The organism is Nitratidesulfovibrio sp. 1201_IL3209, from assembly GCF_036763125.1.
GTDB lineage: Bacteria > Desulfobacterota > Desulfovibrionia > Desulfovibrionales > Desulfovibrionaceae > Cupidesulfovibrio.
This window is the reverse complement of record NZ_JBAIYT010000001.1, coordinates 27,775-40,489: the sequence shown is the minus strand read 5'-3', so window position 1 is coordinate 40,489 and position 12,715 is coordinate 27,775. Positions and strand designations below refer to the sequence as shown.

Genomic DNA, 12,715 nt, shown 5'->3' with positions numbered 1-12,715 from the left:
TCGTTCGTTGGCAAGGAAAACGAGCCTGCCATGAGGGAGCATACTCTTATCGTATTCGACCGATATGGCAGGCGAAGTTTGACGCAGCCAACGGGCGAAAAGACAATTTCGAAACAATCCCTACGCTACCATGTGGCAAGCGGCCAACCGCCCGTCACTCTTCTTTTCCAGCAGCGGCCGGGTGGTGGTGCACACGGTTTCGCACAACTCGCAACGGTTGTTGAACGGACAGCCGCGCGGCACGTCGGAAAGGCTCGGCATGCTGCCCGGAATCTGGTTCAGGCGGCGGCGCGCGCGGGGCGCGGCCACGGTCTCGAGGCCGCAGTCGGCCTTGTCCGCACACTGGGGCAGCGCGCCCAAGAGGCCGCGCGTGTAGGGGTGCAGCGGCGCGCCCACCACGTTGGCGGTGTCGCCCATCTCCACGATGCCGCCCGCGTACATCACCGCGATCTTCTGGGTGACCTGCGAGACCACGCCAAGGTCGTGGGTGATCAGGATGAGGCCCATGTCCTCCGACTGGCACAGCTCCAGCAGCAGGTCCATGATCTCGGCCTGGATGGTCACGTCGAGGGCCGTGGTGGGCTCGTCGGCGATGATCAGCGACGGCGAGGTCAAGAGCGCGATGGCGATGACGATGCGCTGGCGCATGCCGCCCGAGAACTCGTGCGGGTACTGGGTCAGGCGGCGTTCCGGCGAGGGAATGTACACCTTGCGCAGCTTGTCCAGGGCGATGGCCTCGGCTTCCTTGCGGGTCACCTTCTTGTGGGCGCGGATGGTCTCGATCATCTGCGTGCCCACGGTCAGCACCGGGTTCAGGGTCATCATGGGGTCCTGGAAGATCATGCTGATGCGGTTGCCGCGGATGTCGCGCAGGGTTTCCGCGTCGGCCCTGGTCAGGTCCCTGCCCTCGAACAGCACGGAGCCGCCCGCGATGAAGCCGGGCTTGGACACCAGGTTCAGGATGGAGAAGCCGGTGACGGACTTGCCCGCGCCCGATTCACCCACGAGGCCCAGGCGTTCGCCCTTGGCCAGGGTGAACGAGACATCGTTGACGGCGGTGAGCGCGGTGTCGCGCAGCGCGAACTTGACGGTGAGGTTGGATACGTCGAGCAGCGGTTGCATGGGCTAGTCCTTGTACAGCTTGGGATTCAGGAAGTCCCGCAGCCAGTCGCCAAGCAGGTTGATGGACAGCACCAGCAGGATCAGCACCACGCCCGGAAACAGCGTAATCCACCAGCTGCCGCTGAAGAAGTACTGGAAGCCCGACTTGATCAGCGAGCCCAGCGACGGCTTGGTCACCGGCATGCCCAGGCCCAGGAACGACAGCGCCGCCTCGCTCATGATGGCGTTGGCCACCTGCACGGTGGAGATGACCAGCACCGGGGTCAGCGTGTTGGGCAGGATGTGCCGCCACATGATGCGGAACGGCTTCAGCCCGATGACCCGCGCCGCCTCCACGTATTCCTTCTTCTTCTCGGCCAGCACCGATGCGCGCACGGTGCGCGCGTACTGCGGCCATTCGGCCAGTCCGATGACCAGCACCAGAAAGGGCACGGCCACCTGCTCGTAGCGGCCCACGCCGAAGGTCATCTGCACGATGGCCCCCAGGAAGATGGCCACCATGTACGACGAGAACGACAGCTGCACGTCGGCGATGCGCATCAGGATGTTGTCCAGCCTGCGGCTGCCGTAGCCGGACAGCAGGCCCACCATGATGCCGATGCACGCCTGCATGGCCACGGCGCCCACCCCGATCAGCAGGGACACGCGCATGCCGTACAGGATGGCCGAGAACAGGTCGCGCCCCTGGTTGTCGGTACCCAGCAGGAAGGCGGGGTTGCCGCCGTCCTTCCACAGGGGGGGCGTTTCCGCGTCCATGATGTCGATGTTGGCCCCGTCGTAGGGGTTGTGCGGGGCGAAGACCGGGGCCAGCAGGGCCGAGGAGGCCAGGATCACGAACAGGGCGAAGCTGGTCACCGCCACCGGGTCGCGCAGGAAGGAATACAGGAAGTACGACTGGCGGAACCGCCGCAGAAGACCGGCCATGCTACTTCCTCCCCGCGATGCGGACCATGGGATTCACGAAACCGTAGATCAGGTCCACCACCGTGTTCACGGCGACGAAGATGGCCCCGACGAAGATCAGATAGGCCACCAGCAGCGCGGTGTCGGCGCGCTCCACGGCCTCCACGAACATGAAGCCCATGCCCTGCCACTGGAACACCGTCTCAGTCAGGATGGTGAAGGCGATCATGATGCCAAGCTGCACGCCCCCCACGGTGATGACCGGCAAGAGGGTGTTCTTGAAGGCGTGCACCATCACCACGCGCCATTCGGGCAGGCCCTTGGCCCGCGCGAATTTCACGTATTCCGTCTCCAGCGCTTCCTTCATCTCGGCGCGGATCAGCCGGATGAACAGCGGCAGCATGATGGACGACAGGGCGATGGACGGCAGGATGATGTGCTTGAAGTTGGACCAGGTGGTCAGCACCGATGTCCACCCCGGAAATATCTCCACCGGGTTGCCGCGCCCGAACGAGGGCAGCCAGCCGAGGTGCACCGAGAAGATGTAGATCATGAAGATGGCCGTCAGGAACACCGGCACCGAAACCCCCACGATGCTGATGCCCATGAACAGGCGCGAGAGCACCGAGCGCGGGCGGCACGCGGAATACACGCCCACCGGCACGGAGACGAGCACGATGATGCACTGGGCCACGAAGACCAGTTCCAGCGTGGCCGGGGCCTTGGCCAGAATCACGTCCAGCGCGGGCTTGCGGTAGAAGTACGAGGTGCCGAGGTCGCCCTGCACGGCGTTCTTGGTGAAGCGCGCCCACTGGACCAGGTACGGGTCGTTCAGGCCCAGCTTTTCGCGCAGGGCCTCGCGCTCCTTGACGGATACGGACACGCCCACCATCTCGCGCGTGGGGTCGCCCACGGACTGCTTGATGGCGAACCCGATGAAGCTGATGATGAACATGACCAGCAGGGCTTGCGCCACCCTGCGGACGATGAATGCGAACATGTGCGTCTCGTTGCCGGTAACGGCGTTGCTGGTTGCCGCGGCGCCGCGGGCCGCGCGTCCCCCCACACACACTATGCGGGCCCCGCACCGTACGGGAACGGGGCGGGGTGACGGGGGACGACGGGGCAGCGCCCGCGCGCGACAGTGGCCGCATGCGTGAACCCTGCCCATGGATTGGTCCATGTTCCCCCTGCGCGGGCAGGGGCGGCGGGAACGCGTGCGGCGGCCACGAAAGCGCGAAGGCGCGAAACGGCGTGCGCGGCGTTGTCCGCAACCCGGCCACGACGGCGCACCGTGTTCCGGTGGGCCTGCTGGGAACGCCCGCGCGTGTCCGGCAACGCCAAAAGGAGCCCGGAAGGGCCTGGGCATGGCCCGTGGCGCGTGCGGAATGCGGGGGCGGCGGAATGCCGCGCGTCGGTAACGGGGTGATCCCCGCCCGGTGGGCTACAAAATTTCGGCGGGGCAGGCAAGGGGTGTTCCCCTGCCCGCCCGCCTTCACGAAACCGTCGAAACGGCGCGGGAGGCTTGCAACCTCCCGCGCCCGTTCATCGTTACGGCATCACCACGTCGCCGAAGTAGGGGAAGTCCTGGACGTTGATGATCGCCTTGGCGTTCTTCACCGTCTTGCGGGCCGCCCACGACAGCGGTTCCATGTGCAGCGGCACGAAGGCTGCCTCGTCGTAGGCCAGCTTTTCCGATTCCTGCAGCACGGCATCGCGCTTCTTGGGATCGGTGGTGCGGTTGGCTTCCTCGATCAGCGCGTCGTACTTCTGGTTGCAGTAGTTGCCGCTGTTGTACTGGCCCATGCCGGTGTCCTTGTTGGCGCACATCAGCAGGTATTCGCCGTAGTTGGCGGTGTCCTCGGTATCCGGGTGCCAGCCGATCATCTGGATGTCGGCCACCTGGGCGTCGAACTCGTCCCAGAACTGGGCCTTGGGCATGGTCTTCAGGTTCACCTTGATGCCGATCTTGGCCATCATGGAAACGAAGGCCTGGGCCACCTTCTCGTCGTTCACGTAGCGGTTGTTGGGCGCGATCATGGTCAGTTCCAGACCCTTCTCGTAGCCCGCTTCCTTCATCAGCTTCCGGGCCTTCTCCACGTCGAAGCGCGGCTTCAGGTCGGCGATGTAGCCGGGGTAGCCCTTGGGCGCCTGCTGCTGGGTGACCACGGTGTAGCCCTTCATGATCTTGGCCACGATGCCCGCATGGTCGGTGGCGGCGATGATGGCCTCGCGCACCTTGGGGTTGGCCAGGGCGGGGCTGCGCTTCTGGTTCAGCTGGAAGGTGATGATGCGGGTGCTGGCCATGGTGATCAGCTCGACGTCGGGGTTCTTGGCAAGCTGGTCGTAGTCCTGCACGGGCACGGGGGTGATGAAGTCCACGTCGCCCTTCAGGATGGCGGCCACGCGGGTGGCTTCGTTCTTGATGGGGGTGAGTTCGATGGTGTCGACGTTGCCGCGCGTGGTCCAGTAGTTGGGGTTGGCCTTCAGCACCAGCTTCACGCCGTGCTCACGCTGGGCCACCATGAACGGACCGGTGCCCGAGGCGTTGTCGTTGGCGAACGAGGGGCCGTTCTTCACCACCGCGCCCTTGGGCTGGCCCGCGGCGTCGGTGCCGGTGTAGAACTTGGAGTCCATGGGGAAGATGTAGGTGGCCAGGTTCATCACCAGGCCGTAGGGCTCGGTGGTGACGATGTCGATGGTGTGGTCGTCCACCACCTTGGGCTCGGCGAACTTGACGTACAGGCCCTTGAAATCGGGGGATTCCTTCAGGCGCTTGACGGTCCAGGCCACGTCGGCGGCGGTGAAGGGGTTGCCGCTGTGGAACTTCACGCCCTTGCGCAGGAAGAAGCGCACGGTGGTGGGGTTGACCTGTTCCCACTTCTCGGCCAGGCGCGGTTCGAACTTCATGTCCTGGGTCCAGCGCACCAGGGGGTCGAACACCCAGTGCGAGTAGGCCAGCATGGGCCCGGAAAGCTGCATGTGCGGGTCGAGCGATTCGGGGTCGGACGCGATGCCGACGCGGAAGGTCTTGCCTTCGGCGGCCTCGGCCCTGGGGCCGAACGCCAGCACGGCGGCCAGCATCATCAGAAGCAGTACGATGGTCCGTTTCATCCAGTACCTCCAGCGGTTGTTGCTACAATGACGTCCCACGGGTCCGGCAAGGCCGGGCGGACGGCTCGTCCCGCAGCCGTCCGGCCAGCACCAGCGATGCCCGCGGTGCGTTGTCCGATGCAGTGAGACCGACAGTCCTGTAGACCATCCGGCGGCAGGTGCGTCAAGCAGTGGGCCGTGCGAATATTGTCAAATCGCACTACGCAAATGTACCGTGAAATCAGCGTGTAGGCGGAACGCACAACGGCCGCCGCACCTGCACGGGCGCGGCGGCCGTTGGGGACAGGGCGCGGGCAGCGGGAACGTGCGCGCCGCCCCCAGGGGCTGTTTCCAAATAGCCCTACTGGGCGCGCACCTTGCGCATATACTCCATGTACACGGCGTTCACCCACTGGGCGATGCGGTACACCCCGTCGCGCACGGGCACCCAGGTCACCGTGCCGTCGGCGTCGAGCTTGCCGTCGAACACGAACTCCAGCCCCACGTCCACCCCGCCGGGCAGGCTGCCCGTGTGCATGCGGGTGGAGACCTCGGCCTTCAGCAGCACGTCCAGGGGCTGGTGCGTGCCGCCGGGCCAGTGCAGGATGGCGCGCAGCACCACCCGGTCGCCGCGCGTGAGCGGCCCCTTTTCGCCCCCTTCGCCCGCACGGGGGGCGACGCAGGCGCGCAGGCCGCCGGCGGAAATGTCCGCCAGCCAGGGCTGCGAGTCGCTGGCCGGGCTGGACGCGGGCTGGGCCGGGGGCTGCCCCGATGTGACAGATGCGGCAGATGCGGCAGACGCGGGGGCCTGCGCTGGGGCCGTGGCCTCGCCCTCCAGCGGATTCTGGGCGGCCACGCCGGTGATGCGCTGGTAGCCGTCCAGCGCCGCCAGGGGCAGCGGGCCGTCGTCGGGCGACTGGTCGCGCCGCACCTCCAGCAGGCCCACCAGTTCCGGCACCGGGCGCACCCGCACGCTGCGGCGGCGCTGGCCCGACTCGATGGCGGCGGGCTTTTCCAGTTCCACGATGAGCCCGGTGGACAGGGCGCGGATGTCGAGGATGCGCGAGGCGAACATGAAATGCTGTTCCGTGCGCTGGGGGGCCATGGCCACGATGCGGAAGTAGCACTCCACCACCTGCCCCTTCCACGTCGAGGAAAGCCGCACCCCGCTGGACATGTCGATGAGCAGGGTGGGACCTTCGTACGATTCGATGAGCCCCGGCAGCGAATGCTGCTTGCCGTCGCGGGTGCGCACCACCACGTAGAACCGCGCCCGGCGGTCCGCAGCCAGGCGCAACTGCTGATACACCAGATCCGGCGCGTGTTCCTCGTCCTTCTTTCCGAACAATGCCATTGATGCTCCTGCGGCATGCCTCTGGCGCGGCATGCCCCCGAATGATCGTGCGTCCGTGGTGTCGCGCGCGGCGGCCTGAACTCCCCCGAGCGGGCCCGTGGCCCGTGCGCCGCGCGTTCATGAGCACTGCCCCGGAAGCCGCCATGCGTCAAGGATAACCGCTGTGGGTGAAGCACGGGGCAGGCGACGAGGATACCGCCGCAACGGGCACGCGGCAGAATCCGCAGCCGCCCAGGCATGGCCCATTCCCCGTCAGCCCGCGCCAGCCGCGAAGTTTCCGCACCCTGCTTGACACATCCCCCCTGGCCTGCCAGAATCGATCATAAACATACTGAATGATTTTTCGGGGGCTCCATGTTCTTCCAGGGCAAGGACTACATCCGGCCATCCAAGAAGCTGCGCCTGCTGTCCGTGGTGCAGGCGCTGACCGAGAACGAGCGGCTCAGCCAGACCCAGCTGGCCCGGTTCAGCCACACCAGCAGCGCCATGGTCAACCAGTACCTGGCGGAACTGCACCGCGAGGGCATGGTCCAGTTCGCCCCGGTGAACCGCAAGAGCTTCGCCTACAAACTCACCGACAAGGGGCAGGAAGCGCGGCGCAGCATGCTGGAACAGTACTGCGCCGAGATGGTGCGCGGGTTCGCCTCCATCAAGGAACTGGTGCGGCGGCGGCTGGAACCGCTGGCCGCCCGGCACGCGGAAGGCGCGTCCATCCACAGCGCCCCGTTGCGCCTTGCTCCGTTGCGTCTTGCCCCGCTACGTCTCGCCTTGTTCGGCGCGGCCGAAACAGGCGAGGTGGTGCTGGCCGCGCTGGAAGGCACCCCCTTCGACGTGACCCTGGTGGTGGACAACGACGAGGCCAAGCACGGCGCCCCCTTCCACGGGCATGCCGTGCAGCCCCCGGCGGCCCTGCTGGCCGAACCCGGCCTGCTGGCCGTGGACGCGGTGGTGGTGGCCTCGTTCGCGCACCAGCGCGCCATCCAGCAACAGTTGCTGGCCATGCCCGGCATGCCCGAATCGGCGCGGGAGGTCGTCGTGCTGCTATGAACGCTTTCCCCGCCACCCCCCTCGCCGCAGGCCCTGCCGCGCCCGTCATCACCCTGGCCTCGGGCCGCCGCATCGGCCCCGGCTGCCCGTGCCTGGTGGTGGCCGAGGTGGGCAACAACCACCAGGGCGACATGGACACCGCCCGGCGCATGGTGCGCGAGGCCGCCCGCGCCGGGGCCGACGCCGTGAAGTTCCAGAAGCGCGACACCTCGGCCCTGCTCACCACGGAGGGCGCGCGCGCCGCGTATGGCGGCCCCAACAGCTTCGGGGCCACCTACGGCGAACACCGCGACGCGCTGGAGCTTTCCGCCGCCCGGTTCGCGGAACTGAAGCAACTGGCCGAATCGCTGGGCATGGCCTTCTTCGCCTCGGCCTGGGACGCTCCCAGCCTGGACGTGCTGGCCGGCCTGAACGTGGAACTGCTCAAGGTCTGCTCGGCGGACGTGGTCAACGTGCCCATGCTGCGCCGGGTGGCCGCGCTGGGCCTGCCGGTGGTGCTGTCCACGGGCATGAGCACCCTGGAACAGGTGGACCGGGCCGTGGCCGAGCTTTGCGCCCGCCACCGCGAGGTGGTGCTGCTGCACTGCAATTCCAGCTACCCCTGCGACGAGGCGGACATCGCCCTGCCGGTGATGGACGAACTGGCCCGGCGGTACGGCCTGCCCGTAGGCTATTCCGGCCACGAGCGGGGCATGGGGCCCAGCGTGGCCGCCGTGGCGCGCGGGGCGTGCCTGGTGGAGCGCCACTTCACCCTGGACCGCACCCAGCGCGGCACCGACCACCGGGCCTCGCTGGAGCCGGACGACCTGGCCCTGCTGGTCCGGATGATCCGCGAGGTGGAGCGGGCCATGGGCGTGACCGAAAAGCGCGTCACCCCCACCGAGGCGGCCATGGCCGTGAAGCTGCGCAAAAGCCTGGTGGCCGCGCGCGACCTGGCGGCGGGCACGGTGCTGGCCCCGGACGACCTGGCCGTGAAGAGCCCCGGCGACGGCCTGTCGCCGGAACTGTGGGATGCGGTGGTCGGCAATTCCCTGACCGTGGACCTGCCGCGCGACGGGCAGCTTCTGCCCGCCATGCTGGCCATGCCGGTGCAAACGGGAGACGGGGCGGAAGCCCCGGATTCCGGGACCGGGGCCGCGTGATGCGCGTCGTCCATTTCGCCGTCACCCCGCTGGCGGGCGCGCCGTTGCGCCTGGTCCGGGCGCTGAACGCCCACCTGCCCGGCTGCACGGCCCGGCTGGTGGACCTGACGCGCTACGGCAGCGAGGACTTCGGGCAGGACGTGGTGTTCGACGAAACGCCGGACCTGGCCCGCGAACTGGCGGAACAGGCCGACATCCTGCACTTCCACAACTACCTGGACCTGGATTCGCGCCACTTCGCGCCCATCGACTTCCGGGCGCTGGCGGAAAGGGGCGCGCCGCCGAAAAAGAACGTCCTGGCAGTCCGCCAGTTCCACAGCGAACCGGGGCTGGTGGCGGCCCGCATGGGCATTACCCCGGCCGCCCTGCTGGCCCAGCCCATCCCGGCGCTGGTGGTGGGCCAGTTTCAGGAGCGCTGCTACCCCCGCGCGCGGGTAGTGCCCAACCCCCTGCCCATCGACGACGCGGACTACCTGCCGCACGACCCGGCCGTACACAGCCCGCTACGCCACGACGTGTTCCTGTCGCCCACCCGGCTGCACTCGGCCTGGGCCGACCGCTGGAACACCAAGGCCCGGCCCGAGGCCGAGGCCGTCGTGCGCGCCGCGTGCCTGCCGCGCGGGGCCAGCTGGCATCTGGTGCACAGGACGCCGCTGGCCCAGACCCTGGCCGCCAAGCGTCTGGCGCGCATCGTGGTGGACGACCTGGTCACCGGCAGTTGCCACCTGACCGGGCTGGAGGGCCTTGCCCAGGGCAAGCCGGTGCTGGCCCACCTGGATGGCCGCTGCCGCCGGGTGCTGGCGCACATGGCGGACACGGACGCCTATCCCACGGACACCTATCCCACCGACGCCTGCCCTTTCGTGGACGTGCGGCTGGAAGACGCGGCCCACGTGCTGGGCTACCTGCTGGACCACCCCGACGAGGCGCAAGAGGTGGGTCGGGCCGCCCGTGGCTGGATGGAAGCCCACTGGCGGCCGGAACGCATCGCCGCCGTGTACGGCGCGGCTTACGCATCCCTGGCCCGCGACCCCGTGGCCGCCGCCCGGAACTGGCGGCAGCCGGACCTTGCGCTGGATGGCCCGGCGGAACGCTTCTTCGCCGTGACCCTGCCGGACCTTGTCCACACAGCACGACGCGGGGCAGCGCGACGCGAGGCGGCACAACGCGGGGCGGCGCAAGGGACCGACGTTGCGCCGCATGACGCGGCGTCCCCCTCGCCCGGCGCCCCCGCTGCCGCCATCGCCACCATTCCGGGAGACCGGGCATGAGCGCGCCGCACCCTCTTTCGCCCCCGCCGCCGGACCTGCCCGGCTGCCGCGCCATCCTGCCCGACCCGGCGGTCATGCCCTCCGAACTGTGCGTGCTGGCCGTGACGGAATCATGGCTGGGCCGCACGGAGGCCGCCGTGCGCCGGGTGCTGGACCACGGCCTGCCCTCCTCGGCCCTGTACGACTGGATCATGGACTGCGGGCGGGTGCGTCATCAGCGCCTGTCCGACCCGGCCCGGCGCGACGTGCGCATGCCCCGCGCGGACTGGGACGTGGTGGCCGTGATTCCGGCGCGCGGCGGCTCGCGCGGGGTGCCCCGCAAGGCACTGCGCACGGTGGGCGGCATCCCGCTCGTGGCGCGGGCCATCGGGGCCTGCCGGTCGGTGGGGTCCATCACGCGGGTCATGGTCAACACCGACTGCCCGGACATCGCGGCGGCGGCCCGCGCCGCCGGGGCGGACGTGCCCTTCCTGCGCCCGGCGGAACTGGCCACGGACGACGCCTCTCCCCTTGACGCATGGGTCTTCGCACAGGTGTGGATGCTGCTGGTGGAACGCCGTGTGCCCGATTTCCTGCTGTCCGTGTCGGCCACCCACCCCTGCCTGCTCCCGGATGAAATGCGCCGCGCCGTGGACCGGCTGGCGGCGGCCAACCGCCCCTCGCTCCAGACCGTGGCCCGGCTGCCCGCCGTGTCGCGGGAATTCCTGACCCCGGATTTCCACCCGCTGGGCGGCAGGCAGGCTACGGCGGAAGGAGACGGCCCGGAACATGACCGCCCGGATGGCGAACGGTTCCTGCAATGCGGGGCCTTCTCCATCACCTGCAACCGGCCCTATTACCATGTGCAGCCGTGGTTCCGGCAGTACATGGCCGACGTGCCCGCGCCCCCGGCGGAACCCATGGCCCACGTGCTGTCCGCCCGGCAGGGCGTGGACATCGACGAGCCGTGGGACCTCGCCACCTGCCGCCTGCTGCTGGACGGGGACGACCCGTTCCCGGCGTGCACCCCGGCCGACGTGGCCGCGCACCGTATCGCGCACCCGGCCGCCGGAGACGACGAGGCGGACGCCCGGACCCGTGCGTCCGCTGCGCCCATCACCATCGGCATGGGGAACATGGCGGAACCCGCAAACCTCGCCTGCGTGGTGGTGCTGCCGCCCGAAGTGCAGGGTGCCCCAGACGGGCCAGACGGGCCGGAACGTACCGGTGAACCGGACGGGCCATACCTGCACATCGCCGGAACGCCCACGCCGTGCCGGGTGCTGGACGCGGTGCTTGCCGCGCTGCCCGAAGCGCCGCTGGCCCTGTGCGGCGAAGGGGCCATGGCCCGCGCCGTGGCCCGCCGCTACGGGCTGCCCCTGCTGCCCCTGCCGGAATTTCTCGCGGATCGCCGCGCCGCATGGCCGGTGCCGCTGCTGGGCCAGAACGACATCGCCACCAGGAACGCCGCGGCCGCATGGCCGGGCACCCCCGGCCCGGTCGTTCACCTTCTTCTTGCCGGGCGGGACATCCTGTGCATCGACGGACGGGCCGCCCTGCTGGACGCGGCCACCCTGCGCGACTTCGTCACCGCCGCCCTTGCTCCCGCCACCGCCGAATGCGGGCTGCCCGTATGCTCCGTGTCGCCCGCGCCGGTGCATCCCGCGCACCTCAAGCGGGTGGACGGGGCGGGCTCGGTCATCTCCGTGCCGGACGTGCCCGCCCGGCGGCAGGACCTGCCCGAGGTATGGTGCCGCGACGGCGCGCTGACCCTGCTGCGCGCCCGGCCCGCCATCAGGGATGGCGCACCCGGCGCGCCCTGTCCCGATAGTTCCGGCCCGTGCAATTCCGGCCCCGGCGAATCCACCGGCCTGGCCTACCATCCCATTCCCATCGGCCGCGCCCAGGCCACGCTGACCGCCTCGCGCCTGGACGCCGCACGGGGCGTGGCCCTGGCCGCCCACGACGGACATCCGGACATACCGGCCGCCGCACCCGGCGCACCCGGCCCTCACGGGCCTCACGGGCCTCACGGCCACCAGCCCGACCCCACGGAACCCGCATGACCGACGCCGCCTCCATCAACGCCGAACGGGACGACCCGCGACCCCGCTACCCCGACATCACCGACGTGCTGTTCTGGGACGCCTATTTCGCGTGGCGCGACGCCTCGTTGCTGTCGGTGGAGCGGTTCCACGCCCTGTACCTGGTCCTGCGCCACATCACCGAGGCGGGCGTCCCCGGCGCGCTGCTCGAATGCGGAGTGTACCGGGGCGGCTCGGCCTGCTTCTGCGCCGCCGTGCTGGCCCAATTGAATCAGTCGGGCAGCACCGGCCGCGACCTTTACTGGTGCGACACCTTCCAGGGGTTCCCCGACGGCGTGGAGGAAGCCTCCATCACCGGCGAAACCCTGCAATCCTTCCCCAGGGACGACGTGCTGCCCGTGGCCATGGCCAACTTCGCCCGCACCGGCTACCCGGCGCACCGTCTGCACGTGCTGCGCGGCCCGGTGCAGGCGACCATTCCCAACGCCGGGCTGCCCGAGGCCATCGCCCTGCTGCATCTGGACACCGACGACGCGGCCTCGGTGCTGCACGAACTGACCCATCTCTACCCGCGCCTGTCGCCGGGCGGGGTGCTGTGCATCGACGACTACGGCCACTTTCCCGGCGTGGGCCGCGCCGTGGACGCCTATTTCGCGGACCTTGCCCGCGCCGGGGCCACCCCGCCGCTGCTGGCCCGCACCGACTACACCGGCCGCATGGGCGTGAAGCCCCGCGCCTGAACCGGCCCTGAACCGGCGC

At 69.4% G+C, this 12,715-nt stretch carries 10 protein-coding genes; 5 read left to right on the top strand and 5 right to left on the bottom strand.

From position 1 onward, the window contains the following. Positions 1 to 120: 120 nt before the first annotated feature. From V6B97_RS00115 to V6B97_RS00095, 5 genes are all read right to left on the bottom strand, one after another. Entirely contained in the window at positions 121 to 1,122 is a 1,002-nt protein-coding gene (locus V6B97_RS00115; protein ID WP_333504459.1) for an ABC transporter ATP-binding protein, read from the bottom strand. Between the two features lie 3 nt (positions 1,123 to 1,125). Beyond that, entirely contained in the window at positions 1,126 to 2,046 is a 921-nt protein-coding gene (locus tag V6B97_RS00110; protein ID WP_333504458.1) for an ABC transporter permease, read from the bottom strand. Position 2,047: 1 nt separating this feature from the next. Beyond that, positions 2,048 to 3,025, bottom strand: a complete 978-nt coding sequence (locus V6B97_RS00105) for an ABC transporter permease (RefSeq protein ID WP_333504457.1) — start codon at positions 3,023 to 3,025, stop codon at positions 2,048 to 2,050. A gap of 551 nt (positions 3,026 to 3,576) precedes the next feature. Beyond that, entirely contained in the window at positions 3,577 to 5,139 is a 1,563-nt protein-coding gene (locus tag V6B97_RS00100) for an ABC transporter substrate-binding protein (protein ID WP_333504456.1), read from the bottom strand. Positions 5,140 to 5,479: 340 nt separating this feature from the next. Next, on the bottom strand, positions 5,480 to 6,472 hold the full coding sequence (locus V6B97_RS00095; protein ID WP_333504455.1) for a hypothetical protein: 993 nt from the start codon (positions 6,470 to 6,472) through the stop codon (positions 5,480 to 5,482). A gap of 354 nt (positions 6,473 to 6,826) precedes the next feature. Here V6B97_RS00095 and V6B97_RS00090 point away from each other — a divergent pair, with 354 nt between their 5' ends. The 5 genes from V6B97_RS00090 to V6B97_RS00070 are packed head-to-tail and all read left to right on the top strand — an operon-like array spanning position 6,827 to position 12,696. After that, on the top strand, positions 6,827 to 7,519 hold the full coding sequence (locus V6B97_RS00090; RefSeq protein WP_333504454.1) for a winged helix-turn-helix transcriptional regulator: 693 nt from the start codon (positions 6,827 to 6,829) through the stop codon (positions 7,517 to 7,519). Beyond that, positions 7,516 to 8,661, top strand: a complete 1,146-nt coding sequence (locus V6B97_RS00085) for an N-acetylneuraminate synthase family protein (RefSeq protein ID WP_333504453.1) — start codon at positions 7,516 to 7,518, stop codon at positions 8,659 to 8,661. Before V6B97_RS00090 ends, V6B97_RS00085 begins: the two co-directional genes overlap by 4 nt. Further along, positions 8,661 to 9,932: a glycosyltransferase gene (locus V6B97_RS00080; protein ID WP_333504452.1), complete on the top strand. Its 1,272-nt coding sequence runs from the start codon at positions 8,661 to 8,663 to the stop codon at positions 9,930 to 9,932. Before V6B97_RS00085 ends, V6B97_RS00080 begins: the two co-directional genes overlap by 1 nt. Beyond that, the gene (locus V6B97_RS00075) at positions 9,929 to 11,977 is read left to right on the top strand and encodes a cytidylyltransferase domain-containing protein (RefSeq protein WP_333504451.1); all 2,049 of its coding nucleotides are present in this window, start codon (positions 9,929 to 9,931) and stop codon (positions 11,975 to 11,977) included. Before V6B97_RS00080 ends, V6B97_RS00075 begins: the two co-directional genes overlap by 4 nt. Then, positions 11,974 to 12,696: a TylF/MycF/NovP-related O-methyltransferase gene (locus V6B97_RS00070; RefSeq protein WP_333504450.1), complete on the top strand. Its 723-nt coding sequence runs from the start codon at positions 11,974 to 11,976 to the stop codon at positions 12,694 to 12,696. The genes V6B97_RS00075 and V6B97_RS00070 overlap by 4 nt, the downstream gene beginning before the upstream one ends. Positions 12,697 to 12,715 lie beyond the last annotated feature (19 nt).

Excerpts from the sequence above, each read along its gene's own strand:
- V6B97_RS00090 (WP_333504454.1), top strand. The coding sequence starts at position 6,827 with ATGTTCTTCCAGGGCAAGGACTACATCCGGCCATCCAAGAAGCTGCGC.
- V6B97_RS00080 (WP_333504452.1), top strand. The coding sequence starts at position 8,661 with ATGCGCGTCGTCCATTTCGCCGTCACCCCGCTGGCGGGCGCGCCGTTG.
- V6B97_RS00105 (WP_333504457.1), bottom strand. The coding sequence starts at position 3,025 with ATGTTCGCATTCATCGTCCGCAGGGTGGCGCAAGCCCTGCTGGTCATG.
- V6B97_RS00115 (WP_333504459.1), bottom strand. The coding sequence starts at position 1,122 with ATGCAACCGCTGCTCGACGTATCCAACCTCACCGTCAAGTTCGCGCTG.
- V6B97_RS00110 (WP_333504458.1), bottom strand. The coding sequence starts at position 2,046 with ATGGCCGGTCTTCTGCGGCGGTTCCGCCAGTCGTACTTCCTGTATTCC.
- V6B97_RS00100 (WP_333504456.1), bottom strand. The coding sequence starts at position 5,139 with ATGAAACGGACCATCGTACTGCTTCTGATGATGCTGGCCGCCGTGCTG.
- V6B97_RS00075 (WP_333504451.1), top strand. The coding sequence starts at position 9,929 with ATGAGCGCGCCGCACCCTCTTTCGCCCCCGCCGCCGGACCTGCCCGGC.
- V6B97_RS00085 (WP_333504453.1), top strand. The coding sequence starts at position 7,516 with ATGAACGCTTTCCCCGCCACCCCCCTCGCCGCAGGCCCTGCCGCGCCC.
- V6B97_RS00070 (WP_333504450.1), top strand. The coding sequence starts at position 11,974 with ATGACCGACGCCGCCTCCATCAACGCCGAACGGGACGACCCGCGACCC.
- V6B97_RS00095 (WP_333504455.1), bottom strand. The coding sequence starts at position 6,472 with ATGGCATTGTTCGGAAAGAAGGACGAGGAACACGCGCCGGATCTGGTG.